The following is a 26179-nucleotide window of genomic DNA, read 5'->3' as shown; positions in this document are numbered from 1 at the left end:
CATGTTCTCTTCGGTGCTGGTGGCCAATCGGGGCGAGATCGCTCGGCGGATCTTCCGTACAGCCCGGTCGCTCGGACTCTCCACGGTCGCTGTCCATTCGACCGCCGACGCGGGATCGCCCCATGTGGCTGAGGCGGATGCGGCCGTCCATCTGCCTGGCAACACGCCTGGCGAGACCTATCTCCGGGGTGAGCTGATCGTCGAGGCGGCGCTGCGGGCCGGTGCGGATGCGGTGCACCCGGGCTACGGGTTCCTGTCGGAGAACGCCGGGTTCGCGCAGGCGGTGATCGACGCGGGGCTGACGTGGATCGGACCGCCGGTGGATGCGATCTCCTCGATGGGGTCGAAGATCGAGGCGAAGAAGCTGATGTCGGCGGCGGGGGTGCCGGTGCTGGCTGAGCTGACGCCGGCTGAGGTCTCGGCGGAGGATCTGCCGGTGCTGGTGAAGGCGTCGGCCGGCGGTGGTGGGCGTGGGATGCGGGTGGTCTCGCGGCTGGAGGAGCTGCCGGGTGAGATCGAGGCGGCGTCCGCCGAGGCGTTGTCCGCGTTCGGGGACGGGACGGTCTTCTGCGAGCGGTACCTCGCGGCCGGGCGGCATATCGAGGTGCAGATCATGGCGGATCGGCACGGGACGATCTGGGCGGTCGGTGAGCGCGAGTGCTCCATCCAGCGCCGCCATCAGAAGGTGATCGAGGAGGCGCCGTCGCCGCTGGTCGAGCGCATCCCGGCGATGCGCGGTGAGCTGTTCGAGGCCGCGCGGAAGGCGGCCGCCGCGATCAGCTACGTGGGGGCGGGGACGGTGGAGTTCCTGGCTGACGAGCGGGGGAACTTCTACTTCCTGGAGATGAACACGCGCCTCCAGGTCGAGCACCCGGTCACGGAAGAGACCACTGGATTGGATCTCGTGGAGCTGCAGTTCGCGGTCGCGGCCGGCGAGCAGTTGCCACCCGAACCACCTCCGACGCGCGGGCATGCGATCGAGGTGCGGTTGTACGCGGAGGATCCGGCCAATGACTGGCAACCACAGACGGGAGTGGTGCGGAGGTTCGCGGTGTCGCCCGAGGTGCGGGTGGACTCCGGGGTGGAGGACGGGTCGGAGGTTTCGCCGTACTACGACGCGATGCTGGCCAAGGTGATTGCGTCGGGGCCGGAGCGGGCTGCTGTCGCTCGGCGGCTGGCTGGGGAGTTGCGGCGGGCGACGATCCATGGGGTGGGGACCAACCGGGATCTGCTGGTGTGGGTTCTGGGACATCCGGCGTTTCTGGCGGGGGATACGGACACCGGGTTCTTCGAGCGGCACGGGATCAGGGCAGTTCAGGACGACGCGGTGGTGAAGGTGTCGGCGTTGGCGGCCGCATTGGCGGATGCGGCCGGGCGGGTACAGCGGGTGCGGGTGCCGAGTGGGTGGCGGAACCTGCCGTCGCAGCCGCAGCGGAAGAGCTACCGGGTCGGCGACGTGACGCACGAGGTGGCCTATCGGCTGACCCGCGACGGGCTTGTTGCTGAGGGCAACGTTCAGCTCGTCGGCAGCGCCCCGGAGCACGTGGTGCTGGAGGTTGACGGCGTACGGCGTACCTTCGAAGTAGCGGCGTACGACGGCCTGGTGTGTGTCGACTCGTCGCTCGGGAGCGTCAGCCTCACCCCGGTGGAGCGGTTCACGGACCCGGCGCAGCAGGTGTCGGCGGGATCGCTGCTGGCGCCGATGCCGGGGACGGTGATCCGGGTCGGCGTTCGGGTGGGTGACGTGGTCGAACAAGGGCAGCCGTTGCTGTGGCTGGAGGCGATGAAGATGGAGCACACCATCGCCGCGCCAGCCGATGGCGTGCTCAGTGAGCTCAGGGTCGAAGCGGGACAACAGGTCGAGGTCGGCGCCGTGCTGGCGGTCGTTGGGGAGGAAGAAGCATGAGCTTCATCGAGTCCGAGGAACGTCAGGCGCTGCGGAAGGCCGTCGGCGAGTTGGGCAAGAAGTACGGCTACGACTGGTTCAACCAGCAGGCACGCAGCGGCGGCCACACGACCGAGCTGTGGCTGGAGGCCGGCAAGCTCGGCTACCTCGGCGTGAACCTGCCCGAGGAGTACGGCGGCGGGGGCGGCGGCATGGCCGACCTGTCGATCGTGCTCGAGGAGCTCGGCGCGGCCGGCTGCCCGTTGCTGATGATGGTGGTCTCGCCGTCGATCTGCGGCACGGTGATCGCCCGCTTCGGCACCGGCGAGCAGAAGCAGCGCTGGCTGCCCGGCCTGGCCGACGGTACGACGATCATGGCGTTCGCGATCACCGAGCCCGACGCCGGCTCGAACTCGCACGAGATCACCACGACCGCGCGCCGGACCGACGACGGCTGGTCGCTGACCGGGCGCAAGGTGTTCATCTCCGGGCTCGACGTCGCCCAGGCGGTGCTCGTGGTCGGCCGGACCGAGGACGCGCGCACCGGCAAGCTCAAGCCGGCGCTGTTCATCGTCCCGGTGGACGCGCCCGGGGTGGAGTACCAGCAGATCGAGATGGACCTGATCAGCCCGGACAAGCAGTTCGCCTTGTTCCTGGACGACGTACGACTGCCGCGCGAGGCGCTCGTCGGGTCCGAGGACGCGGCGCTGATGCAGCTGTTCGCGGGGCTGAACCCGGAGCGGATCATGGCGTCCGCGTTCGCGGTCGGGATCGCGCGGCACGCGCTCGACAAGGCGACCGCGTACGTCAAGGACCGCCAGGTCTGGAAGACGCCGATCGGCGCCCACCAAGGCATCGCGCACCCGCTCGCCCAGATCAAGATCGAGCTCGAGCTGGCCCGGCTGATGATGCAGAAGGCCGCCGCCCTCTACGACGCGGGCGACGACCTGGCCGCGGGTGAGGCCGCGAACATGGCGAAGTACGCCGCCGGCGAGGTGGCCGTCCGGGCGACCGACCAAGCGGTCCAGTCGCTCGGCGGCAACGGCATGACGAAGGAGTACGGCGTCGCCTCGCTGGTCGCGGCAGCGCGGGCCACCCGGATCGCGCCGGTCAGCCGGGAGATGATCCTCAACTTCGTCGCCCAGCACAGCCTCGGACTGCCCAAGTCGTACTGAGGTCTTCCACAACTACTCCCGAGTAGGCCACAGTTCCTGCCACCAGCGCAGAAGGGGTCAAGGCCATGATCATCACCAGCCAGTTCCCGCCCGTCGAGATCCTCGACGTACCGATCCACGACGCCGTCCTCGGCCGCGCCCAGGAATACGGCGACCGGCCGGCCATGATCGACGGCGTGACCGGGAAGGAGCTCAGCTACGCCCAGCTCGACGGCATGACGCGGCGGATCGCGGCCGGGCTCGCCGAGCTCGGCATCCGGCACGGCGACGTGATCGCGCTGCACAGCCCGAACACGATCCTCTACCCGGCGGTCTTCTACGGTGCCACCCGCGCCGGCGCGACGGTGACCACGGTCAACGCGCTGTACACCGCCGACGAGCTGCACAAGCAGCTGGTCGACTCGAAGGCGAAGCTGCTGGTGACGATCTCGCTGTTCCTCCCGGTCGCGACCGCGGCCGTCGAGGGTACGGACGTCACCGAGATCTTCGTCTGCGACCAGGCCGAGGGGTACCGCTCGGTGCTGGAGCTGCTGGCGTCGACCGGGCCCGAGCCGGAGGTGACGATCGACCCGGCCGAGGACGTCGCCGTACTCCCGTACTCGAGCGGGACCACCGGCGCCGCCAAGGGCGTGATGCTGACGCACCGCAACATCGCCACCAACATCTCGCAGGCCGAGGTGATGATCACGCTCGGGCAGGACGAGCGGATCATCGCGATCCTGCCGTTCTTCCACATCTACGGCCTGTCGGTGCTGATGAACCTGCCGCTGCGGCTCGGCGCGACCGTGGTGGTGCTGCCGAAGTTCGACCTGCAGCAGTTCCTGACCACGCTCGACCAGCAGAAGATCACCCGGGCGTTCGTCGCCCCGCCGGTGGTCCTCGCGCTGGCCAAGCACCCGGCGGTGGACGCGGTCGACCTGTCCGCGCTGAAGCACGTGACGTCGGCGGCGGCGCCGCTGGACGGCGACCTGGCCGAGGCGTGCGCGAAGCGGCTCGGGTTGCACGCGGTGCTGCAGGCCTACGGGATGACGGAGTTGTCGCCGGGGACGCACGCCGTACCGCAGGACGACGTCGACCCGCCGGCCGGTGCTGTCGGCAAGCTCTTCCCGTCCACCGAGATGCGGCTCGTCGGCGCCGATGGCAACGACGTGGGCGACGAGGAGACCGGGGAGATCTGGATCCGCGGCCCGCAGGTGATGAAGGGCTACCTGGGCCGCCCGGCCGAGACCGACGCGACCGTCGACCCGGACGGCTGGCTGCACACCGGCGACATCGGCCGGGTGGACGAGCGCGGCTATCTGTACGTCGTCGACCGGGTGAAGGAACTGATCAAGTACCACGGTTACCAGGTGCCGCCGGCCGAGCTCGAGGCGGTGCTGCTCACCGACGACCGGATCGCGGACGCCGCGGTCATCGGGGTCAATGCCGATGGCAACGAGGTGCCGAAGGCGTTCGTGGTGCCGATGCCGGGTGCCTCGCTGACCGCCGAGGACGTGATGGAGTACGTCGCCGCGCGGGTGGCGCCGTACAAGAAGGTGCGGCAGGTCGAGTTCATCGACGCGGTGCCGAAGGCCGCGTCGGGCAAGATCCTGCGGCGTGAGTTGCGAGCCCGCGAGTCCGCCCGTGAGTGAAGCCCTCAAGGCACCCCAGCAGGACCGTAGCCGGGCGACGCGGCAGCGGTTGCTCGAGGCCGCGGTCGAGTCGCTGGCCGAGGTCGGGTACGCCGCGACGACGGTGAGCGTCGTGGCGACCCGGGCCGGGGTGTCGCGGGGGGCGGCGCAGCACCACTTCCCGACGCGGGCGGATCTGTTCGCGGCGGCGGTCGAGTACATGACCGAGGTGCGGCTGGCGGAGATCCGCGCGCAGGCCGGCCGGCTGCCCAGCGGCCCCGGGCGGACCGAGGCGATCGTCGGGATGCTGGCCGATGTCTACACCGGGCCGTTGTTCCGGGCTGCGCTGCATCTGTGGGTCGCGGCGTCGACCGAGGAGGCGTTGCGGAAGCAGATCGTCCGGCTGGAGGCGCATGTGGGGCGTCAGGCGCACCGGGCGCTGCTCGAGGTGCTCGAGGTGAGTGAACGGACTCCTGGGGTGCGGGAGACCGTGCAGGGTGTGCTGGACATGGCTCGTGGGCTGGGGCTGGCTGATCTGCTGACGGATGACAGTGTGCGTCGACGGGGGATCGTGCGGCAGTGGAGCCGCATTCTCGATCAGGCCTTGCGGGAGCCTGGGGTGTGACCGAAGGCGCGACGGAAGGTGTCGATGAACGCACTGGTCGAAGCCCAGCCGGTTTGGTGAGCCACCTGGGTCACCTGGCGTCCTTCGGCGAGCAGTCTGAGCGCGTGGTGGAGTCTGAGCTGGGTGCGCCACTGGGGGAAGGTCATGCCGAGGTCTGCTTTGCAGAGGCGGCTCAGGGTGCGTTCACTCGCACCGACCTGCCGGCCGAGCTCGGTCAGCGTCCTGGTGTCCGCGGGGTCGCCGCGCAACAGGTCGCAGACGGCGGCCAGCCTTGGGTCGGTTGGCGTAGGCAAATACGTAGGCCGCTGCGGCGACCGCCGCAGTTGATCCAGCAACACCGAATGCAACCGCCGCCGCTCATCCTGATCTCCCTCACCTGCTGTGAAGGTGAGGATCAGTTCTCGAAGCAGTGGGCTGACTACTAGAGCTGACGGAGTGTTCAGGCTGAGTGGGTTCTCGGTGAGGCCGACTGTGTGGAGGGCCGTTTCGCCGTAGGCGCGGTGTTGGTGGAGGGTGCCGGCGGGGACCCAGATCGCGCGTGGCGGGTGCTATCCAGCTGCCGGCGTCGGTGGTGACGGAGAGGACGCCGCGGCCGGCGTACACGATCTGGTTGCGGTCGTGCCAGTGCGCTTCGATGCCGCCTCCGGCCGGGATCGGCTGGAAGCCGGTGTTCGCGGGACGCTGGCGGGTTTCCGGCATGGATTGGCATTTTATCGGAAGCCGGACAGGGCGACCGGCGACGACGATCGAGGGCGTGCGGAGACTTCGACCGATCGGGCTGATGGCGATCGGGCACGCGTGCGTCGACGTGTACCAGGGCTGTGTGCCGGCACTGGTGCCGTTCCTGGTCGCCGAGCGCGGGCTCGGGTACGTCGCGGTGTCCGGGATCACCTTGGCCGCGACGTTGCTGTCCTCGGTGGTCCAGCCGGTGTTCGGCGTACTGACCGACCGGAGGCCGCTGACCTGGCTGATCCCGGTCGCGATGACGACCGCCGGGCTGGGGATCGCGCTGCTCGGCGTCGGGCCGTCGTACTGGCTGAGTTGGCTGGCCGCGGCGTTGGCCGGGCTCGGCGTGGCGGCGTACCACCCGGAGGCCGCGCGGATGGCGCGGGCGGTGAGCGGCGGGAGCCATGTCGGGATGAGCTGGTTCTCGGTCGGCGGGAACGTCGGGTTCGCGCTGGCGCCGGTGCTGGTCACGCCGATCGTCGCGGTCGGCGGGCTGTCGCTGACCCCGCTGCTGATCGTCCCCGCGCTCGTCGGCGCGGCGATCACCCGGCTCGCGCTGCGATCCGCGCATCTGGTTGCTGCCAGCAACCAATCCACGGCGGCCGGCGCCGACGACTGGGCGTCGTTCCTGCGGTTGTCGGCGATCATGGTCTGCCGGTCGATCGTCTTCGTCGGGCTCGGCACCTTCATCGCCCTGTACGCCGGCCAGCGGGTCGGCGGCGGCACGACGACCGGCGGGGTGGCGCTGTTCGTCCTCTTCGCGGCCGGCGCGTTCGGGACGCTGCTCGGCGGCCGGTTCGCCACCCGCTACGGGCGGGTCCGGACCCTGCGGACGTCGTACGCCGTCGCCGTACCGGCGATCGCGGGACTGGTGTTCGTGCCCGGGCCGGCGTTCTTCGGCTTCCTCGCCGTCACCGCAATCGCGCTGTCGATCCCGTTCTCGCTGCACGTCACACTCGGCCAGGACTTCCTGCCCGGCCGCGTCGGCACCGCCGGCGGGATGACGCTCGGCCTCGCGGTCAGCATCGGTGGGGTCGCCACTCCGATCCTCGGGACGGTCGCCGAGCACACGTCACTGCGCCTCGCACTCAGCACGCTCATCGCGCTGGTGCTCAGTTGCAGCCTGATCGGCTACGCCATCACCGAACCGGTCGTGGACTGAGTGCCGCGCGCTCGGCGATGCGGTGGTCGACCTTCGCGGCCAGCTGGTCGGGTGAGCATTCGGCGAGGTGATCGCGGACGAGCAGGTGGATGAAGGAGTACTCACCGCGTCCGGTGCGGGCGAGCACGTACCGGTCGGCGGCGTACCGGAGGAAGGCCCCACGGAGCCAGGGCAGGTATCCGGTCCAGCGCAGCAGGAAGTCGTGGAGCAGGCGGGACATCGGGCCGGCGAACACCGGCGGCCGGCGCCGCCAGGCCTTCGCGGCGACGGCACCGACGATCACACCGACGACCGCCTCGAGCTTGGGGGACGCCAGGTCCGCACCGAGAGCCAGTGCGACCAGGAAACCGGCCGCGCTGCCGCCGAGGACCCACGGGTCCATGCGCCAGCCTTGCCCGGTCGCGGAGCTGACCAGATGGTCGGTCGGCAGCGATTTCACCATCCGGATGCCCTGGGCAACCAGCAGTCCGATCGCGAGCCCGGCCGCGAAGCTGCGGCCATCGTGACCGAGGCTGAGCGTCAGCCAGCTGGCGGCGACCACCACGGCCAGCCGGACCGCGAGCAGCAAGCGACGCCGGTTGTCGTGGAAGACCATCAGCTCGACCACGTACGACGCTGCGATCGCGGCCGCCTCGATGCCGAGCGCCAGCCAGACCGGGAGCAGCTCGACCAGGCCCAAGGCGGCGACCGTGAGGACGACGGTGGTCGCCGTACCTGCGAGGAGCGTCAGCGCCAGGAGTGGCACCCACTCCGGTCTGGGGCCGCTGAACTTCTGCCACGGATGCGGGCGGAGGTGGACCAGGAGCAGTGCGACTCCGGCCACGGCCAGTCCGGCGAGTACGCCGTACTGCGCAAGCGTCACGAGAGTCGTGCCCGCGGCGAGGGCGGCGAAGAGTGCGGGCAGGCAGACCGTGTGTGCGAGGTAGTCCACCTCGTGCAACTGCAGTCCGTACCAGCCGTTCGGGGTGAGCCACCTGGGTACGACGGTCCGGTCGCCGGCGCGGCTGCGAGTCCACCAGGCCAGGCACCACAAACGGCGGACCGTGGTCTTGGTGTCGTACTGGCGGGCGGTCGAGCGGTTCCGGGCCAGGACCTCGCAGATGTAGGTGTCGAACAGTTCGCGGCGAACGTCCGCGACGCCGCCGGCGACGACCTCCTCCGGGGCCCGGCCTCGGTAGGCGAGGATCGTCACGTTCAGCATCAGCGGTGAATTGACCAGATCCCAGAGGGCGTCGTCCTGCTCGATCGCCGCGCGGGCTCCGTCCAGCTCTGGTCCGACCGCGGCGAAGTAGTCGAGCACCTGCTGTCTGGTGAGCGGTCTGATGTGCACAGCGCCGTACAGGCTGAGCTGGTCGGGGAGGAGCTCGTAGTCCTGGGTGCGGCAGGTGACCGCGAGCTTGCCGATCAGATAGCGGCGGCGGAGCTCTTCGAGGACCGGTGCGAGCTTGGAGCGGTTCGGCTTGGCGATCTCGTCCAGGCCGTCGAGGAGGAGGGCGAGGCGACCGCGGCGCAACCAGGTGCGGCCGACGGCGGCGGGGATGCCGTAGCGAGTGCTCAGCTCGAACAGGAGCCAGCGGACGAAGCCGGCCAGGATGGGACTGTCGAGTGGGTCGTCGTCTTCCTTGCGCGATGGTTGCGCGGTCCAGCCGGCCAGGTCGATGAGGACGGGGATCGGCTTGCTCTCGTCGGCATGTGCCTGCTCGGCGAGGTTGCGGGCGAGCTCCAGCAGCAGAGTGGTCTTGCCGGCGCCCGGTGCGCCCAGGATCAGCATGGAGTCCTGGAGCTCGTCGAACACGGCGGCGATGTCGGTCTCGTCCGGCACCTGGCGCGGAGTGCTGTCGAGCGGCTGCACCATCAGGTCGTACGGGCGCAGCACTGCCTCTGGGCGTTCGTCGAGAGCGAGCGCGATGCGGGTGCGGGAGGCGAGCGAACCGGCGTGACGCTGGGACAGGTAGCGGTCGACGCGAGCCAGCGCGTTCGGTCGGTTGCGCGGCTGGTCGGCGCTCCGGCCGGAGACGGTCGGGAGGCGGCGGCTGCGGAACTCGAACAGCGCGGTGATGATCGCGACCAGCCAGAGGAGTCCGATCAGGGGCCAGGTCCAGCGGGCGTACGGCTCGAGGAACGCGGGTGCGGTGCCGCCGGTGCCGACGTTGATGGCGATCGGCAGCAGCACCAGGGTGAGCGACACGGTCACCACGAGCACGACGGCCCGCACCATCCCCTCCCGAATCCTCACCCCCGGAGCGTAGTAGCCGGTTAGCCCACCGTGCCCAGTTGCGCGTGCCCCGGCGGCACCGTCCCGGGAGCGCAGCCGAGGATCGCGGCCGCCTCCTGGTCCGCCTGGTGGATCGCGGGGTGGGGGAATTGTTGTCACATCACATACATTGATCACTGATATGACTACTGAGCGGATCGACCGGGCGAGTGTGGGGCTCCGGTCGGAGCGGGGGCCGATCCTGCTCGCGGTGATGCTGAGCGTCGGGCTGGTCGCGATCGACGCCACCATCCTGGCCACCGCCGTACCGTCGGTGGTCGACGACCTCGGCGGATTCACCCAGTTCCCCTGGCTGTTCTCGATCTACCTGCTGGCCCAGGCGGTGTCGGTGCCGATCTACGGCAAGCTCGCCGACCTGCGTGGCCGGAAGCCGATCATGCTGCTCGGCGTCGGGCTGTTCGTGCTCGGCTCGATCCTGTGCGGGTTCGCCTGGAGCATGCCGGCGCTGATCGCGTTCCGGCTGGTCCAGGGGCTCGGCGCGGGCGCGATCCAGCCGATCGGGATGACGATCGTCGGCGACATCTACACGGTCGCGGAGCGGGCCAAGGTGCAGGGCTACATCGCCAGCGTGTGGGGGATCGCGTCGTTCGTCGGTCCCACGCTCGGCGGGGTGTTCTCGGACTACATCTCCTGGCGCTGGATCTTCTTCGTGAACATCCCGCTCGGCCTCGCCGCCGCCTGGGTGCTGCTGCGCCGCTTCGAGGAGAACGTCGCCCGGAGGGCCAGCCACCAGATCGACTACAGCGGCGCCGTCCTGCTCGCGGTCGGCGGCTCCCTGCTGCTGCTCGGCCTGCTCGAGGGCGGCGTGATGTGGACCTGGGACTCCGGCGCGAGCATCACGATCCTCGCCGGGGCAGCGATCCTGCTGACCGTGTTCGTCCTGGTCGAACGTCGCGCCGCCGAGCCGATCCTGCCGTTGTGGGTGCTCGGTCAGCGCGTCCTGAACTCGGCCAACTCGGCCGCGCTGCTGATCGGCCTGTTGATGATCGGGCTGTCGACGTACGTCCCGCTGTACGCGCAGAGCGTGCTCGGTACGTCGGCCCTCGTCGCCGGGTTCGCGTTGGCCGCGATGACACTGGGCTGGCCGATCGCGGCATCGCTTGCCGGGCGCATCTACCTGCGGCTCGGGTTCCGCACGACGATGCTCTTCGGCGCGATCATCGTCGTACTCGGGTCGGGTCTGCTGCTCACGGTCGACTCCGGCAGCGCCGTACTGCATCTGGCCGCGGCCTGCTTCGTGATCGGCATCGGCCTCGGGTTCTCCGCGTCGCCGTCGGTCGTGGCCGCGCAGTCGTCGGTGGACTGGACGACGCGGGGCGTGGTGACGGGCGCCAACATGTTCTCCCGCTCGGTCGGCAGCGCGGTCGGCGTCGCCGCCTTCGGTGCCGTGGCCAACGGTGTGGTCGCGGCCCGCCTCGGCGACAGCCACGCCGACCTGGAGAAGCTCCCCGGCGAAGTGCTCGCCCCCGCCATCCACGACGTGTACTACGGCGCCGCGGCCGCCGCCGTACTCCTCGTCGTCGCGGTCCTCTTCATGCCCAACCGAATCGCCGAACACCCCCTCGCCAACCGCTGATCTCGTGCGGCCGCCAGCAGCGGCACCTACTCCGAACTGGGGTATGAGCACAATCGATGTCCGTGCGGCGGCACCGGGTATCGGTGAGGGCTTAGGGCGGTGGGCCTAGGTTGGCAGCATGCGTGTTGTCGACTGCGTGGGTGCTTTGATTCGGGACGAGCGGCAGCGGGTCTATGTGCAGCGGCGTACGGCGGAGCGGCGGTTGTTTCCGGGGATCTGGGACATCGTCGGTGGGCATCTGGAGGCGGGAGAGACGCCGGAGCAGGCGCTGGTGCGGGAGGTCGAAGAGGAGACCGGGTGGAAGGTCCGCGATGTGCTGTGGAACGTCGCCGACTGGGAGTGGGAGTACGAGGGCCGCGTACGGCGTGAGCTCGACTACCTGATCACCGTCGACGGGGACCTCAGCCGGCCGCGCCTCGAAGCCGGCAAGCACGACGCGTCGGCGTGGGTCGGGCCGGACGACCTCGAACTGATGATGGAGAACCGCACCGACGGCGACCGGCGGCTGCGGGACCTGGTGGCGCACACCGTCCGGACCAGGTTCAGCGATCGCCTCCGGCTAGAACCGATCACCGGACCGAACGGGGTCCTGCCCGGACATGTCGCGGACCTGGTCAGCCTGTTCGCGGACCCGGTGGTGGCGCACTGGTACGACGCATCCTGGTCGCCGGAGGAGGCGACCCGGCGAGCCGCCGGCTTCCGGACCGCCTGGGACCGCGACGGCGTCAGCAAGTGGATCGCGTACGAACGCGACGCACAGCCCACCACCGACGCCCCCGCCGGCTCAGGTGATGCACCGGACGGCTCGGGTGATGCACCGGACGGCTCGGGTGATGCACCGGACGGCTCGGGCGGTCCGCGGGGTAGCTCGGGCGGTACGCGGCCAGGCTCGGGTGGAGTTTTGGCTGGGCGGGGTGGGGTGTTGGCCGGGCGGGGTGGGTTGTCCCGGATGGCGGCGGATGCGCCGGTCGCATCGGCGATTGCCGAGTTGGTCGGGCCGGAGTGGGCGGTCGACCGGCTGGAGTTGGGATGGGCGCTGGTCGCGTCGGCGCGGGGTCGTGGGCTGGCGACCGAGATCGGGCGGGCCGGGCTGGACTTCGCGTTCGGGACCCTGGGCGCGCAGGCAGTGATCGCGTTCACCGAGCGGCACAACCGTGCGTCCCGAGCCGTGATGGAACGGCTCGGCATGACCTACGCGGGCGAGATCACCGCGGAAGGCTGGGTCGAAGGCTCACCCGAGGTCCAGCCTGATGCTCCCTTCGCTGTGTACGTGACCGGACCGGAAGCGGACATCTAGCGGTCCAGGGCGGTCACGAAGCGGGTCAGGAGGTCGGCGAAGGACTCGCGTTCGGTGGCGGTCCAGTCGTCCATCGCGGCGGCGAAGCGCTCCCGGCGGTACGCGTGGACCGCCTCGAGCTGCTCCCTGCCGGCCGCGGTCAGCACGAGGTTCGTACGACGTCCGTCCCGCTGGTCGGCCTCCCGCCGTACCAGGCCCGCCGCGACCGCCGCGGCCACCAGCTTGCTCGCCCGGGGCTGGTCCACCGCCAGCGCGGCCGAGACACCGTTGACGCCGAGCGGCTCCGGCTCGGCCGCCTCGATCGCGTCGAGCACTTCCTGCACCGGATCGGGTCCGCCGGCCTGCACCGCGAACGTCCGGCGGGTCTGGCGCCTGCGGACGGCGATCATCGCGGACTCCACCGCGGCCACCGGATCGGCCTTGTCCACCGGCCCTCCCAAAACGTATGCTCATTGACATGTATATGTCAGATGACAACCAGCCTATCGGATGGTGGCTGAAGGAGGTGGACCGACTGCTCGAGGAGTCGTTCGAGCAGGTCCTCGCGGCCGACGGACTGACGCGCCGGCAGTGGCAGGCGCTGAACGCGGCCGCCGGGCCGGACTCGATCGCCTCAGCGCTGGCACCGTTCCTGACCGGCGACCCGGCGGAACTCGCGGCAGTCACCGACCCGCTGGTCGCGCGCGGCTGGCTGAGCGGCGATCACCTGACGCCCGCCGGCGAGGCTGCGCTCGAGGCGCTGACCACAAAGATCCAGGCTCAGCGCGGGCGGGTGACGGCAGGTGTCAGCGATCAGGAGTACGTCGCGACGGTCGGCGTCCTGCGGAGGATGGCCAAGAACCTAAGGGGCTCCGTTGTGTGACCGCCCAGGCGCGACGGTCACACAGCGGAGCCGGCCACCTCAGGGGGAGGCTCCCGGTGAGGTGTCGGGAGCCTCCGGTGTCCTACCGCCCAGGACACTCGGCCCTGCCTGGCCCGAGGTGTCGGCCAGGAGGTGGTTGGAACGGCTGGGCGGCGGCGATACAGGGACTCAGCCGCCAGGCCCAGCCGGGCCGGTGGGCGGTGCGGTCCGGAGCTGAGGAGTGCCCCGGACCGCACCTGGGGTTTCGTCCGGGACTGAGGAGTGCCACGGACCTTTCCAGAAGCTGCCCCTGAAGGTGAGGAGACCCCAGGGCGCAGCGGACCGGGTCTGAGGAGGACCCGGAGGTATCCAGGTGTTTCAGTCGGTGCTGTCGAGCGGGCCGAGCAGGTCGTTGGTGACGCGGAGGCCGGCGAAACGGCGCCGCATCGCCTGCTCGTAGCGGGCCGCCAGCGGCGCCTCCGCGACGTACTGCGCGATCACGTGCTCGCCGAACCAGACCCGAACTCTGCGCCGGTGCTGCCTCGCCGTCATCTCCGCGATGCTCACTACCTCTCACCCCGTAACTCTGAGCCCTTGCAACCAGTTGGACTTACTGGTTGTCATGGCAGTAATGGTGCCCGAGCCCAACGTGACCGCTCTAGGACCTGGACCGGACCTTTGCCGGACCTCTTCCGGACCTCTCGCGGACATCTGGGGGACAGCACCTTGTCGTGAGGCATGAGTCGAGACAACGTCTGATCTGACGTGAACGGGAGGAACGATGGCGGGGAGGTACACGCCAAAGACGGTCCTGGCGCACCTGATCCAGCGCCGGAACCAGACCTACTCCGAGATCGTCGCCGAGTTCGTCGAGCTGGGTGGAACCATCACCGAGCGGCACCTGCGGCGCCTCGCATCGGGCGAGCGCGCGGGCACCACTCCTCAGACCCGGCGCACCCTGCAACGCATGTTCGGCAAGCCGGTCGAGGAACTCTTCGCCCCGTACGTCCCCGAGCAGGCTGCCCAGGTGGTGCCGGCACCTGCCGCGAGTGGACGGATCACGACAGGTAATGAGATGGAGGTTCTCGACATGGCTGCCAGCCGAGCGAGGGCGTTTGCCCTCGCGGCCCAGTCCGGTCTCGGAAGCGAGGCCATGGAACAGGTGTACGACGACGTACGCCACGTCGCGAAGGCCTATCCGCAGCGCCCGCTGCCGGAGATCCTCGGCCAGCTGGTCGAGACCCAGGACCTGGTCTTCGCCCTGCTGGAGAGCAGGCAGCGTCCGGAGCACCTACGGCAGCTGTATTTCCTCGGCGGCGTGACCGGCGGTCTGCTGGCCAAGGCGTCCCACGATCTCGGTAACCCGCATGCTGCCCTGACGCAGGCGAGGACCGCGTTCCTGTGCGCCGACAACGCCGACCACCACGGCCTGCGCGCCTGGGTGCGCGGCCTGCAGTCCCTCGTCTCCTACTGGGCCGGCAACCCGCACGACTCGGTCCGGTACGCGCAGCTCGGCGCCGGGTACGCCGAGCAGGCCAACAGCACCACCAGCGTCTGGCTGCCGGTCAGCGAGGCCCGCGCCTGGGCCGCGCTCGGCAACCCCGAAGCCACCCGCGCCGCGCTCGAGCGGGCCGAAGAGGCCTGGAACTCGGTGCGCAACGACGACCTCGACGACATGGGCGGCCTGTGCACCTTCGGCCGCAACCGCCAGCTGTACTACGCCGCCGACGCGCTCGCCTGGCTGCCTGGTGAAGTCGAGCAGGCCGAGCGGTACTCGAGCCAGGCAGTGGACGCCTACACCGACCAGAACCACCCGGAGTGGGCCTTCGGCGACGCCGCCGGCAGCCAGGCCGCGATGGCGATCACCCGGATCGCGAGCGGTGAGCTGGACGGTGCGGCCGACGCCCTCGCGCCGGTGCTGGGCCTGCCGGCCGAGCGCCGGATCAACGGCGTGGTGCACTCGGCCCGCCGGGTCCACCAGGCGCTGCGGCAGTCCGGGCGCGCGGACGACGCCCGGGAGCTGCAGGAAGAGATCGAGACCTTCACGCGGACCCCGATGCAGACCTTCTCCCGATAGCCTGCGCCAATGGAGCCTTTGCCCGGCCACCTGACCACACTGCGCGAATTCCGGACCTCCGACCTCGACGACTACCTCGCCATCGCCGGCGACGACCGAGTGACCGCCTGGATGGCCTTCGACAGCTACGACCGGGCGAAGGCGGCAGAGATGCTGGCCGGGATCATCGAGCGGTCAGCGCGGGCGGACCGGCCCGATCACATGCTCGCCGTCACCCGCCGGGGCGACGATCACGTCATCGGCTTCGCCCGGATCGCGCCGAGCGGACCGTGGGGCGCCAAGCTCGGTTACGCGATCCACGCCGACCACTGGGGCCACGGCTACGCCACGGACGCCGCCCGGGTGATGCTGCGCTTCGCGTTCACCACCCAGGGACGGCACCGGGTCACCGCCGCCATCGGCCCGGAGAACGAGGCGTCGATCGCGGTCGTCAAACGCCTCGGCTTCAGCTACGAAGGCCACCTCCGCGACCACGTCTTCACCAACGGCCAGTGGCGCGACTCCCTGCTCTACTCGCTCCTGCAGCACGAGTACGCCGACCGTTCACCTACGAGTCGCCTGGAGCCTTGACAGCACTTCACCGCCGCGGTGGTGAAGTTCCCGATCTTGGTCTAAGTGCGCTAGAGGCACACTGGGGGTATGGCCGCCACCCTCACTGGACCGCTGGACCCGCTGCGCGACGGGCTCGCGCGGATGATCATGACGAAGGTGGCGGGCCCGGATCCCCGCGCTGAGCGCGACCGGGTGCACAACACTCCCGGTCCGCGCTGGTTCGCCCCGGACAGCCCGATCCGTCGGGTGCACGGCGACGCGTCGATGTTCGCCGGCGGACTGCGGGCTTTGCTGCTCCAGTCACTGCATCCGCTCGCCATGGCCGCGGTCTCGGCGCACTCCGGCTACCGTGGCGACCCGTGGGGCCGCTTGCGCCGGACCAGCTACTTCCTCGCGATCACGACGTACGGCGCGATCCCGGACGCGGAGGAGGCGATCGCACGCGTGAAGGCCGTGCACGAGCGGGTCCGGGGAACCAGTCCGGACGGGGTGAAGTACCGAGCGTCCGACCCACACCTGCTCAAGTGGGTGCACGTCGCCGAGGTGGACAGCTTCCTCGCCGCCCACCAGAGGTACGGCGCCAACCCGCTCACCGCCACCGAGCAGGACCTGTACGTCGAGGACGCGGCACTCGTCGCCCGCAAGCTCGGTGTGGTCGACCCGCCGACCACGGTGGCCGAGCTACGGCAACTGCTGACCGAGTACCAGCCGGAGCTGCGCGGGACGACCGAAGCACGCCAGGCCGCCCGCTTCATGCTCGTGCACCCGCCGGTGCCGTGGGCCGCCCGCCCGGCGTACGGCGTACTCACGGCTGCCGCGGTCGGACTACTGCCGTGGTGGACCCGGTGGCCGCTGCGGCTGCCGTACCTTCCGCTGGCCGAGCGAACCCTCGTCCGGGCCGCGGGCGAAGGCCTGACCAGGACGATCCGGTGGGCGCTGACGTCTCCGACTCTGGGAGAAATCGCCACGGAGGCGTGACGCGCCGGTAGGTTGTTCTCGTGCCGCTGCGTCCTCATCGTCCGCTCCCCCTGGCCACGCCGGCGGGAGTCGAGGTGCTGACCAGAATTCTGACCCAGGGCCCGATCCCGCGGGTGGAGATCGCGCGCCGGACCGGGCTGTCCCAGGCGGCCGTGACGAAGGCGGTCGCACCGCTCATCGAGACCGGGTTCGTCACGGACCAACCGTCGGTGCCGGCCGAGGTGGACAGCCAGCTCGGCATCGGGCGCCCGGTCAGCCCGCTGACCGTCGTGCCGAGCAGTGTGTCGGTGATCGGGGTGAAGGTGACGCCGACCGACCTGATCGGGGTTACCACGGACTTCACCGCCGGGATCCTGACCGTTCGGCACGAGAAGCTCGACGACACCGCGCCGGAGGTGGTGATCGACCGGCTGGCCGAGCTGGTGAAGGCGCTGATCGGTTCGCTCAAGTCCGGTGAGGCGATGGCCGGGCCGCTGATCGGGATCGGCGTCGCGGTCTCCGGTGACGTGGACGCTCGGCATGGCGTGGTGCGCGACTCGCCGCTGATGGGCTGGCGTGGCGTTCCGGTGGCTGAGCTGCTCGGCAAACGGCTGAAGGTGCCGATCGTCGTCACGAACGACGTACGCGCGCTGACGGTGGCCGAGCACTGGTTCGGCGTTGGCGTGAACGCGGACTCGTTCGCGGTCGTGACGATCGGCTCCGGGATCGGCTGCGGCCTCTACATCAACGGTGAGGTCGTGTCCGGGGCGTACGGCGTCTCCGGCGAGCTCGGCCACCTCCCGCTGGCGCCGGGCGATCTCGTCTGCACGTGTGGCCGGCGTGGTTGCGTGGAGACTGTTGCCTCGTCGGATGCAATTCTGACCCGGACGCGGGAGACGACCGGCCGGGCGGACCTGGATCTGGCCGGAGCGATCAAGCTGGCGCACGAGGGCGACGAGCACGCGCGGGAAGCGTTCGATCGGGCCGGTGAGGTGATCGGGTCCGCGCTGGCCGCGATGGTGAACCTGGTCGGGCCGGAGCTCGTGGTGATCGCGGGCGAGGGCGTGGCGGAGTACGACCTCTACGAGGAACGGATGCGGCAGGCGTTCGCGGACCACGCCTTCGGTGCCGCGGGCGACTGCCGGCTGATGCTCCGCTCCCACACCTTCGACAACTGGGCCCGCGGCGCGGCGGCTACCGTCATCCGCTCGTACGTCCGCGGCGAGCCTCCGCTGCAACGCTGAAGGGTTGGGCCCGTGAGCGAGTTCACGTGCCCAACCCCGAGCGCGGCGGTCAACTGCGGGCGGCGGCCAGGATCTTGCGCCAGACCTTCTTGTAGGACTCCAGTCCGTCCCCGGCCAGCGGACCGGTCGGGCCGGCGGTGATGGAGACCCGCTCCGGGATCGTGCCCCAGACCGGGACGCCTTCCTCGGCGTACTGCTGCATCGCGTCCTGATAACTGCGGGTGTAGGTGCGGGCCGAGCAGATCACCAGCCCGGCCGGGATGCCGTCCGGCACCAGGTCGAGCACGGCCTTCACCCGGGGCGTCTCCACCCCGCCCACCCGGGTCGGGATGATCACGATCCGGGCCCGCTCGAGCGCCTTGTTCAGCAGGCGCTCGTGGGACGGGGGCATGTCGACGATGCCGATGCCCTCCGGCGGCACCTTGTCCAGTGCCTTGCTCAGGAGACGCTCGGTCGGCGCCTCGGCGATCTCGATCCTGGCCAGGTGCTGGTCGTCGGACGCCTCGATCCAGTCGGCAGCGCTGCCTTGTGGATCCGCGTCGACCAGAGTGGCTGTGCGACGGTTGGAAGATGCCAGCGCGGCCAAGTACACCGACGTGGTTGTCTTCCCGACCCCGCCCTTCAGTGCAGCTGTCACGATGATCATGAGACTGAACTTACCGGGTTTTGTCCGAAATCCGGCGTGTCGTCGGCGTTGCTCGTTCACATCGTGATAGTTGCCCCCGGCCCATGAGCACAACCTCAAGGGTCCTTCAGCCGTCAGCCCCCGTCCCGCCGTGGCTCGGGCCCCGGTCGTCGGTGCGCACGAGAGGGCGAGGTGGTGGGAGGCGGGTGCACGCGCGTGGGCTTGACCGCAGTCCCCGCAACCATGGTCACCTGACCCACCACGCCGCCCGGTTCTCGCCCGCGTGCGACGAAGGAGCACGCAGCACGCGGGCGATAGACCGCAAACCACCGGCGGTAGCCGGCAGCAAGTACCGGCGCCAAGCCGGGGGGCGGGTGGGAGCGCGCGGAGCCGGCGCGACGTAGGAGCGACGGCTGGAGCACGCGTGGGGTGGACTACTTGCCGAGCCAGGCGTTGACCTTTGCCTGGTTGGCGTTGACCCACTTCTCGGCGGCGGCGTCGGGGGTGAGTTTGTCGACGGCGATCATCCGGGCTACCGCGTTCTGGTCCTCGTTGGTCCACTGGAAGTTCTTGACCAGGTCGTACGCCGGGCTGCCGGAGTCGGCGAACTTCTTCGAGACGATCTTGTCCAGGTCGTACGGCGGGTAGTCGCAGGCGACCTTGGCCGGGTCGGCGTCGCAGCCGGCCTTGTACGCGGGCAGGTCCACCTTGACCAGCTTGACCTCGTTGAAGAACCACTGCGGCTCGTAGAAGTACGCGAGCAGCGGCTTCTTGTTCTTCTCGGCGTCCCGGAACGCCTGGATCAGCGCGGTCTCGCTGCCGCTCTGCACGACCTTGTAGTTCAGCGACAGGTTCTTGACCAGCGCCTCGTCGTTCGTCACGTACGACGGGTCGCCGTCGAGCAGTTGCCCCTTGCCCCCGGACTCCGACGTCTTGAACAGGGCGGCGTACTTGTTGAGGTTCTTGTAGTCGGTGATGTCCGGGTACTGCTGCGCCATCCACGGCGGCACGTACCAGCCGATCACGCCTTTGACCCCGGTGGACCCGGCCTCGACCGCGACCTTGTCGTCGGTGATGTACTTCTTCTTCAGGTCCTCGTGACCCCAGTTCTCCAGGTTCACGTCGATCTCACCGGTGGAGAAGCCCTGCCAGGCGATCTCCTCCTTGAGGTTCTTCTTCACGACCTTGCAGCCGAGGTCCTTGGTCGCCACGTACGCGACCACGGCCGCGTTCGCCTCGTACCCGACCCAGGGGCTGACGGTCAGGTTGAACGTGCCGCATTCCTTGCCGGCGGCGGCCGGCTGCTTGTCCTCGCCGACCTTCGCCCCACCGCACCCGGACAAGGCCAGCGCCACCGCCGTCAGCACACCGGCATACCGGAGCTTCTTCACCGCTTGTCTCCTCTACTTTGGAATCTCTGGGTACGGCGGGCGGCCGCCTGCGTCACGCGGTCGAGCAGAACGCCCAGCAGGACGATCGCCAGCCCGGCCGCCAGGCCCTTGCCGTACAACTCACTCTGCGCGAAGCCCGCGGCCACGTCGTACCCGAGCGCACCGGCGCCGACCAGGCCACCGACGACGACCATCGCGAGGACGTAGATCAGGCCCTGGTTGACCGCGAGGGTAATGGCCCGGCGGGCCACCGGCAGCTGCACCTTGCTGATCACCTGCCAGCTGCTGGAGCCGACCGAGTTGGCCGCCTCGACGGTCGCGACCGGCACCGCCCTGATGCCGTCGGCAACGATCTTGGTGGTGACGGGTACGGCGTACACGACGGCGGCCGCGATCGCGGTGAACCGGCTGGTGCCGAACAGCGCGAGGAACGGCACCAGGTACACGAACGGCGGCATCGTCTGCCCGGCGTCGAGCACCGGCCGGATCCAGGTGTCGACGCGCCGGTTGCGCCCGGCCCATACTCCGAGCGCGAGACCGACGGCGACGACCACAACTGTGGCGAGCAGGGTCGAGGCCAGCGTGACCATGCTGTCGTGCCAGACCCCGGTCGCGACCAGCAACCCCGAGCAGACCGCGGCGGGGACGGCCGCGCGCCAGCTCCCGAGTACGGCGGCCAGCGCAACGACGACCGTGGTCACCAGCCACCAGGGTGACCCGGTGAGCAGCGCCTCGAGCGGGTTGAGCAGCCCGTTGGTGACCGCGTCCCGCACGCCGTACGTGAAACCGCCGAAGACGTCCTGCACCCAGTTCGTCACGTCGGTGGCGATCACCGCGATCCGCGAGCCGAGGTTCACGTCGGTGGGGAACTCGGCCGCCCACACGTAGGTCCGGGAGAACCAGATCGCGACCAGCACCCCGACCGCTCCCGCGCCGAGCAGGATCCGCCGGCGGACGTTCGCCGTACGCCAGGGCCGGTCGCCGGCCGCGGTGGTCACGCGGTCGAGCACGATCGCGATCACCACGATCGCCAGGCCGGCGTTGAACGCGACGCCGACGTCGAGCGTCTGCAGGGCCTTCAGCACGGTCTGGCCGAGGCCGGGCGCGTCGATCAGCGCGGCCACGGTCACCATCGACAGCGCGGCCATGATCGTCTGGTTGATGCCCACGACAACGGTCGAGCGCGACATCGGCAACAGCACCTTCGTCAGCGTCTGGCCGCGGGTGGACCCGAGCGACCGGGCCGCCTCGACGCTCTCCGGCGGCACCGAGCGGATCGCGTGCGCGGTCAGCCGGACGGCCGGCGGCGCCGCGTAGATCACCGTCGCGATCGTGGCCGCGGCCGGGCCGATCGCGAAGAACAACGTCAGCGGCGCGAGGTACACGAACGTCGGCAGCGTCTGCATCAGGTCGAGGACGAGCGTCGCGACCCGGAACGCGCGGTTCGACAGACCGGCCCAGATGCCGAGCGGGATCGCGACCAGCAACGACAGCAGCACGGCCGCGATCGTCAGCGCGAGCGTGTCCATGCTCTCCTGCCACAGCCCCTGCAGCCCGACGAACGCGAGCCCGGCCGCGGTCAGCACCGCGACCTTCCAGTTGCCGAACGCCCAGGCCAGGTACGCCGACAGCGCGACGACGCCGAGCCAGCCGATCACCGGGACCGGCCGGTCGTACGACGGCTGGGAGATCAGGTTCTGCAGCAGGACGACGAAGTGGTCGACACCGACCCGGATCGCGTCGAACAGCGCGTTGCCCTGGCCGACGTCGTCGCGATGCTCGGTCAGCCAGCGGTGGAACGCGGTCGTCTCCTGGCCGCCGAGGGTCAACGTGTCGATACCGCGCAGGACGAAGTACGCCGCGACCCAGACGACGAGCAGGATTCCGACGACGACGCTGCGCCGAGGCCGGCGGACCTCGACGTGCACGTCGCTCGTGATGGCGGCCATCAGTTGTCCGCGACGACGGCGAGGATCTCCTCGTCGCCGATCACGCCGAGCAGAGTGCCGTCCGCGACCACCTTGACCGGGCGGTCCGCCTCGAGCACGAGTCGGGTCGCTTCGCGGACCAGCACGTCCGGCCCGAGCTCGGGCCCGTCCAGCGGCTCGTCCGGGCGCGGTTCGCGGACGATCCAGCGCAGGGTGAGGACGTCAGGCCGGTGCACGTCCCGGACGAACTCGCGGACGTAGTCGTCGGCCGGTGCCCCGACCAGCTCGTCGCCGGTGCCGAGCTGGACCGCGGCGCCGTCGCGCATCAGCAGGATCCGGTCGCCCAGCTTGAGCGCCTCGGACAGGTCGTGGGTGATGAAGACCATGGTCTTGCCGACCTCGCGGTGCAACCGGACGACCTCGGTCTGCATCTCGCGGCGGATCAGCGGGTCGAGCGCGGAGAACGGCTCGTCGAAGAGCAGTACGTCGGGGTCGTTCGCGAGTGCCCGCGCCAGACCGACGCGCTGCTGCATGCCTCCGGAGAGCTGCTCCGGGTAGTAGTGCTCGTTCCCGGCCAGGCCGACCAGGTCGATGACCTCCTGCGCGCGGCGACGGCGGTCCGGCTTGCTCTCGCCGCGGATCTCCAGGCCGTACGAGACGTTGTCGATCACCTTGCGGTGCGGGAGCAGCCCGAAGTGCTGGAACACCATCGAGAACTTGCTCCGCCGCAACGCCCGCAGCCGCTTCTCGTCGGCGGCCCGCAGGTCCTCGCCCTCGAAGTACAGGCCGCCGGCGGTCGGCTCGATCAAACGGGTGAGGCAGCGGACCAGCGTCGACTTGCCCGACCCGGACAGCCCCATCACCACGAACACCTCGCCGGGCGCGACGTCGAAGCTGAGGTCGCGGACGGCCGCCGTACACCCGGTCTTGGCGTAGAGGGCGGCGCGGTCCAGCGCCGCGAGGTCGGGCCGATGCGGGACGCGCTGCGCCTTCGGGCCGAACACTTTCCACAGTCCCTGGATGGACAGCAGCGCGTTGTCGTCCTGCACCCCGGGATACTCGAGCTGAGCGGTCACAGGTTCACCCTCGCATCCCCGCCACGCGGTTTCGTCGTGAACCGCGACTGTATCCAACCCCCAGTCCCCCGGCGCTCGCGCGGGTGTCTGTTCCGTCAACTAGGGCTGGTACGGCGGTGCTTCTCCCCAACCCCAATGCGGTACGGGCGCCTCCGGCGGCGGGGTCGCGCCGGGCTGGGAGTTGGCCAGCGCGATCCGGGTGCCCCACTCGACGTACGCGACGAAGGCCGAGCGGAACTCGGGGTCGTCGGGCAGTCCGGCCGGATCCGCACTGGCCGCGATCAGGGCGGCCCAGCGGGACCGCTGCTCCTCGGTCAGTGCGAGGCCGAGGTGGTGGGACAGCATCGCCGGGTAGCCGCCGAACTCGTCCGTGTACCGGCTGTGACCGCGGAAGACCTCGCCCAGCCAGATCGCCACGTGTTCGCGATGCTGGTCGCTCATGTGCGCGAACACCGGCGCGAGCACCGGATCGCCCAGCACCTTGTCGTAGAACACCTCGGTCAACCGGCGCAGCGCCTCGTGCCCGCCGGCCCACTCGTACAGCGTCGGAGTAGTCACGTAATCATGTAATCACGCGAAGAGGGCATCGGCGACCGCCCGCAGCTCCGCGTCCATCCGGGTGCCCCCGCCGTCGACGTCCCAGAGGATGTTCTGCAGGATCCGGCCGGCCGTCCACCCGACCGCGCGGTCCCGGTCGATCCCGGTCACCTCGAGCATCAGGTCGAAGCGGTCCCGGATCGCCCGGGGTAGATCGCCGGTCGCGACCAGGTCGTCCCAGCGGTTCCACAGCACCGGGAAGACCTCGAAGGCCGGATCGCCGGCGAGCGGCTTCGGATCGATCACCAGCCACGGCTTCCGCCGCGCCGCCATCACGTTGTAGTAGTGCAGGTCCCAGTGCAGCAGCCGGTCACCGGATTCCGGCAGCAGCTCGGTCACCTGGGCGACGAAGCGCCGGGCCAGCCGCTGCTCGACCGGATCGGCCAACCGTGGGATCAGACCGGGCGCGTCCTCGACCATGGCGCCGGCGATGTCCGCGAGCCGCCTGATCCCCGGCGGTGCCGGTACGGCGCTGAGCCGGGTGAGGAGCCCGGCCAGGATCCGCGTCGCCTCGACGTGGTCAGGCAGATCGTCCAGCGTGCGCGGCTCGAGCCGCTCGAGCAGCAGGGTCGACGTCTCCGGGTCGTCCTCGAACACCTCGACGACGTCGTCATGCTTCCAGGTCCGCAGCGCGAGGGCCTCGCTCTCACTCTCCTCGTTGACCGACTGGAGCTTGAGCATCGCCTCGGCGCCGTCCTTGCGGACGACGGGCAGGATCAGCGAGGCCTCACCGCTCAGCGGCTCACCCGCGACGGTCAACTGCCACCGATCGATGTACGTCGCGGCCGTCCCGGGCAACGCCGCCAACCAGTCGGCCGACCGCGTGCTGTGATTCCTGATCAGCTTCGCGGGAATCTCGATCACCCTCGGCACAGTAGGTGGTTCGGCGCGGATGTGCTTGGGTTTTCCCGTGAGCGACGTGGAACGCAGGCACAAGCGGGTGCAGCGCGTGGTGGCGGTCATCTATCTCGGGATCCCGTTGGTGCTGCTCGGGGTGGTCGCGTGGATCAGCTCGACCGGACCGGCCGCGGCGTGGATCGGCTGCGTCGTACCGCTCGGGATGCTTGTCCTCGGCTGGGTGCTCCGGCGCCGGCATCGCTACAAGCCGCGCTGGTGGACCGGTGTGGGCGGACTGTTCGGCGGGATCGCCGGACTGGTCGTCACGCTCTTCCCACTGGTGACTGGAGTCTGGTGGCCCGCGATCCTCGCGCTACCTGGGTTGATCGTGGGTGCGGTCGCCGGTCTGGCGCTGGCCCGGTACGCCGACCGCGTGTTGCTGGTGCCCGTCGTACCTGAGCTGGCGGAGACGCCGTACGAGTTGGTCTTCCGGCTCCGTGGGCTGCCGTTGGCCGCGGTCCTGGTCGGGGCGGACTCGGTGACCATCCAGTCGCATCCGGTGCCGCGGTCGGCGGAGCAGTTCCGCACCTATCCGCTGGCCGAGGTGACCGGGACCTTCGAGTTCTCGCTGTCGGGCGCCGAGCGGCTCAAGTTCCCGATCGCGGTGAACCACGCGGTGGCCACACCCGGCCCGGCCGTCATCCTGCAGGCGTCGGGTGAGGACTGGGTCCTGCCGACCAACCAGCCCGAGACCCTGATCGACGTACTCACCCGCCGCGCGTCCACCGCATAGCCAACGCAAACCCCCTCACAAACCGATCGAACAACGCAGGGTCAACCATGCTCGTACGATGCTGCACGGGCGGGGCTGGTTCGGGTCAGGAGGCTTCGCGTTGCTTGGCCTCGGCCCTTTCGGCTTGCCAGCCGTCTTCGTTTTTGCCTAGGCGCCAGTAGCCGGAGAGGGAGACTCGGTCTCGGGGGAGGGCGCGGTCGGTGAAGAGGTTCTTGCGGATGCGGAAGACGAAGCCGGCTTCGCCGTGGACGAAGATCTGGGCGTTGCCGGGTGGGAAGGTGAGGGCCTCGACGGCGGTGACCAGGGCGTCGCCGCGGCCGGTGGTGGCGGTGGTGCGGTGGAACCAGGTCACGTCGACGTCGCCGGAGCCGCTGAACTTCTGCTCCTCGGTCTCGTCCTCCACCTCGAGGAGAACGGTCGCGCGGGCACCCGGCGGGAGTTGCTCGATCGCGGCGCCGATCGCCGGCAGGGCGCTCTCGTCGCCGACCAGGAGGTGCCAGTCGGCCGCCTCGTCCGGCGCGTACGCGCCACCCGGACCGTTGAACCACAGCACGTCACCGGGCTGAGCCGCGGCGGCCCACGGAACGGCGACACCCTCGTCGCCGTGGTACACGAAGTCGATCGTGAGTTCCTTGCTGTCCTCGTCCCAGTTCCGCACCGTGTACGTCCGCATGGTCGGCCAGTGCTCCGCCGGGAACGTCTCGCGGACCACGCCCATGTCCAGCGGCTCCGGGTACTCCACGCCGGGCTTGCAGAACAGCAGCTTCACGTAGTGGTCGGTGAAGCCGGTGTCGGCGAAGTCGTCCGAGGTGAGCACGACCCGGATCATGTGCGGAGTGATCCGCTCGGTCCAGAGTACGACGGCGCGCTTGCAGACGCGGTTACGGCGGGGTGCGGGGCTGGTCACGCGACCACAGTCCTCTCGGCGGA

General features: G+C 69.9%; 24 protein-coding genes. 13 read left to right on the top strand and 11 right to left on the bottom strand.

What is annotated here, in order from left to right; all coding sequences use genetic code 11:
• Window position 1 precedes the first annotated feature (1 nt).
• From ACZ6O0_RS40620 to ACZ6O0_RS40605, 4 genes are all read left to right on the top strand, one after another.
• The gene (locus tag ACZ6O0_RS40620; RefSeq protein WP_465770417.1) at window positions 2-1906 is read left to right on the top strand and encodes an acetyl/propionyl/methylcrotonyl-CoA carboxylase subunit alpha; all 1905 of its coding nucleotides are present in this window, start codon (window positions 2-4) and stop codon (window positions 1904-1906) included.
• On the top strand, window positions 1903-3060 hold the full coding sequence (locus tag ACZ6O0_RS40615) for an acyl-CoA dehydrogenase family protein (RefSeq protein ID WP_465770416.1): 1158 nt from the start codon (window positions 1903-1905) through the stop codon (window positions 3058-3060). Before ACZ6O0_RS40620 ends, ACZ6O0_RS40615 begins: the two co-directional genes overlap by 4 nt.
• A gap of 65 nt (window positions 3061-3125) precedes the next feature.
• Entirely contained in the window at window positions 3126-4691 is a 1566-nt protein-coding gene (locus tag ACZ6O0_RS40610) for an AMP-binding protein (RefSeq protein WP_465770415.1), read from the top strand.
• Window positions 4684-5295: a TetR/AcrR family transcriptional regulator gene (locus ACZ6O0_RS40605; protein WP_465770414.1), complete on the top strand. Its 612-nt coding sequence runs from the start codon at window positions 4684-4686 to the stop codon at window positions 5293-5295. The genes ACZ6O0_RS40610 and ACZ6O0_RS40605 overlap by 8 nt, the downstream gene beginning before the upstream one ends.
• On the opposite strand, the gene ACZ6O0_RS40600 is transcribed toward ACZ6O0_RS40605, so the two are convergent.
• Window positions 5268-5588: a helix-turn-helix transcriptional regulator gene (locus tag ACZ6O0_RS40600; RefSeq protein WP_465770413.1), complete on the bottom strand. Its 321-nt coding sequence runs from the start codon at window positions 5586-5588 to the stop codon at window positions 5268-5270. The genes ACZ6O0_RS40605 and ACZ6O0_RS40600 overlap by 28 nt on opposite strands.
• 461 nt (window positions 5589-6049) lie before the next feature.
• Between ACZ6O0_RS40600 and ACZ6O0_RS40595 the strand changes: the two genes are divergently transcribed.
• On the top strand, window positions 6050-7183 hold the full coding sequence (locus tag ACZ6O0_RS40595; RefSeq protein ID WP_465770412.1) for an MFS transporter: 1134 nt from the start codon (window positions 6050-6052) through the stop codon (window positions 7181-7183).
• On the opposite strand, the gene ACZ6O0_RS40590 is transcribed toward ACZ6O0_RS40595, so the two are convergent.
• Entirely contained in the window at window positions 7161-9419 is a 2259-nt protein-coding gene (locus ACZ6O0_RS40590; protein ID WP_465770411.1) for an NACHT domain-containing protein, read from the bottom strand. The genes ACZ6O0_RS40595 and ACZ6O0_RS40590 overlap by 23 nt on opposite strands.
• Window positions 9420-9579: 160 nt before the next feature.
• On the opposite strand from ACZ6O0_RS40590, the gene ACZ6O0_RS40585 reads away from it, so the two are divergent.
• The gene (locus ACZ6O0_RS40585; protein ID WP_465770410.1) at window positions 9580-11034 is read left to right on the top strand and encodes an MDR family MFS transporter; all 1455 of its coding nucleotides are present in this window, start codon (window positions 9580-9582) and stop codon (window positions 11032-11034) included.
• Window positions 11035-11152: 118 nt separating this feature from the next.
• Window positions 11153-12331 (top strand): GNAT family N-acetyltransferase, encoded by a 1179-nt coding sequence (locus ACZ6O0_RS40580; RefSeq protein WP_465770409.1) that lies wholly within the window; start codon window positions 11153-11155, stop codon window positions 12329-12331.
• Here the strand turns inward: ACZ6O0_RS40580 and ACZ6O0_RS40575 are convergent.
• Window positions 12328-12759, bottom strand: coding sequence for a MarR family winged helix-turn-helix transcriptional regulator (locus ACZ6O0_RS40575; RefSeq protein WP_465770408.1), 432 nt, complete (start codon window positions 12757-12759; stop codon window positions 12328-12330). The genes ACZ6O0_RS40580 and ACZ6O0_RS40575 overlap by 4 nt on opposite strands.
• Window positions 12760-12788: 29 nt before the next feature.
• On the opposite strand from ACZ6O0_RS40575, the gene ACZ6O0_RS40570 reads away from it, so the two are divergent.
• Window positions 12789-13193, top strand: coding sequence for a MarR family winged helix-turn-helix transcriptional regulator (locus ACZ6O0_RS40570; RefSeq protein ID WP_465770407.1), 405 nt, complete (start codon window positions 12789-12791; stop codon window positions 13191-13193).
• 357 nt (window positions 13194-13550) lie between these two features.
• On the opposite strand, the gene ACZ6O0_RS40565 is transcribed toward ACZ6O0_RS40570, so the two are convergent.
• The gene (locus tag ACZ6O0_RS40565; protein ID WP_360368521.1) at window positions 13551-13724 is read right to left on the bottom strand and encodes a hypothetical protein; all 174 of its coding nucleotides are present in this window, start codon (window positions 13722-13724) and stop codon (window positions 13551-13553) included.
• 229 nt (window positions 13725-13953) lie between these two features.
• Between ACZ6O0_RS40565 and ACZ6O0_RS40560 the strand changes: the two genes are divergently transcribed.
• From ACZ6O0_RS40560 to ACZ6O0_RS40545, 4 genes are all read left to right on the top strand, one after another.
• Entirely contained in the window at window positions 13954-15249 is a 1296-nt protein-coding gene (locus tag ACZ6O0_RS40560) for an XRE family transcriptional regulator (RefSeq protein ID WP_465770406.1), read from the top strand.
• Between the two features lie 9 nt (window positions 15250-15258).
• Window positions 15259-15819, top strand: a complete 561-nt coding sequence (locus ACZ6O0_RS40555) for a GNAT family N-acetyltransferase (protein WP_465770405.1) — start codon at window positions 15259-15261, stop codon at window positions 15817-15819.
• Window positions 15820-15888: 69 nt separating this feature from the next.
• Entirely contained in the window at window positions 15889-16779 is an 891-nt protein-coding gene (locus ACZ6O0_RS40550) for an oxygenase MpaB family protein (RefSeq protein ID WP_465770404.1), read from the top strand.
• 74 nt (window positions 16780-16853) lie between these two features.
• Window positions 16854-18002 carry an ROK family transcriptional regulator gene (locus ACZ6O0_RS40545; protein ID WP_465770403.1) on the top strand — a complete coding sequence of 383 codons (1149 nt, stop codon included), beginning with the start codon at window positions 16854-16856 and terminating at the stop codon, window positions 18000-18002.
• Window positions 18003-18051: 49 nt separating this feature from the next.
• Here ACZ6O0_RS40545 and ACZ6O0_RS40540 read toward each other — a convergent pair whose 3' ends face one another.
• From ACZ6O0_RS40540 to ACZ6O0_RS40515, 6 genes are all read right to left on the bottom strand, one after another.
• Window positions 18052-18648: a ParA family protein gene (locus tag ACZ6O0_RS40540; RefSeq protein ID WP_465770402.1), complete on the bottom strand. Its 597-nt coding sequence runs from the start codon at window positions 18646-18648 to the stop codon at window positions 18052-18054.
• Between the two features lie 413 nt (window positions 18649-19061).
• Window positions 19062-20018, bottom strand: a complete 957-nt coding sequence (locus ACZ6O0_RS40535; RefSeq protein ID WP_465770401.1) for an ABC transporter substrate-binding protein — start codon at window positions 20016-20018, stop codon at window positions 19062-19064.
• A complete protein-coding gene (locus tag ACZ6O0_RS40530) occupies window positions 20015-21967 on the bottom strand; it encodes an ABC transporter permease (RefSeq protein WP_465770400.1) in 1953 nt (650 codons plus the stop codon). The genes ACZ6O0_RS40535 and ACZ6O0_RS40530 overlap by 4 nt, the downstream gene beginning before the upstream one ends.
• The gene (locus tag ACZ6O0_RS40525; RefSeq protein ID WP_465770399.1) at window positions 21967-23022 is read right to left on the bottom strand and encodes a quaternary amine ABC transporter ATP-binding protein; all 1056 of its coding nucleotides are present in this window, start codon (window positions 23020-23022) and stop codon (window positions 21967-21969) included. Before ACZ6O0_RS40525 ends, ACZ6O0_RS40530 begins: the two co-directional genes overlap by 1 nt.
• A gap of 99 nt (window positions 23023-23121) precedes the next feature.
• Window positions 23122-23580: a group II truncated hemoglobin gene (locus tag ACZ6O0_RS40520; protein WP_465770398.1), complete on the bottom strand. Its 459-nt coding sequence runs from the start codon at window positions 23578-23580 to the stop codon at window positions 23122-23124.
• 12 nt (window positions 23581-23592) lie between these two features.
• Window positions 23593-24492, bottom strand: a complete 900-nt coding sequence (locus tag ACZ6O0_RS40515) for an aminoglycoside phosphotransferase family protein (protein WP_465770397.1) — start codon at window positions 24490-24492, stop codon at window positions 23593-23595.
• A 37-nt stretch (window positions 24493-24529) separates the two neighbouring features.
• Here ACZ6O0_RS40515 and ACZ6O0_RS40510 point away from each other — a divergent pair, with 37 nt between their 5' ends.
• Window positions 24530-25249 (top strand): hypothetical protein, encoded by a 720-nt coding sequence (locus ACZ6O0_RS40510; RefSeq protein WP_465770396.1) that lies wholly within the window; start codon window positions 24530-24532, stop codon window positions 25247-25249.
• Window positions 25250-25334: 85 nt separating this feature from the next.
• Here the strand turns inward: ACZ6O0_RS40510 and ACZ6O0_RS40505 are convergent, their stop codons facing one another.
• Window positions 25335-26156, bottom strand: a complete 822-nt coding sequence (locus ACZ6O0_RS40505; protein ID WP_465770395.1) for a siderophore-interacting protein — start codon at window positions 26154-26156, stop codon at window positions 25335-25337.
• Window positions 26157-26179: the final 23 nt, after the last annotated feature.

Source organism: Kribbella sp. NPDC048837 (genome assembly GCF_055586945.1).
This window is presented reverse-complemented; position numbering and strand designations above follow the sequence as displayed.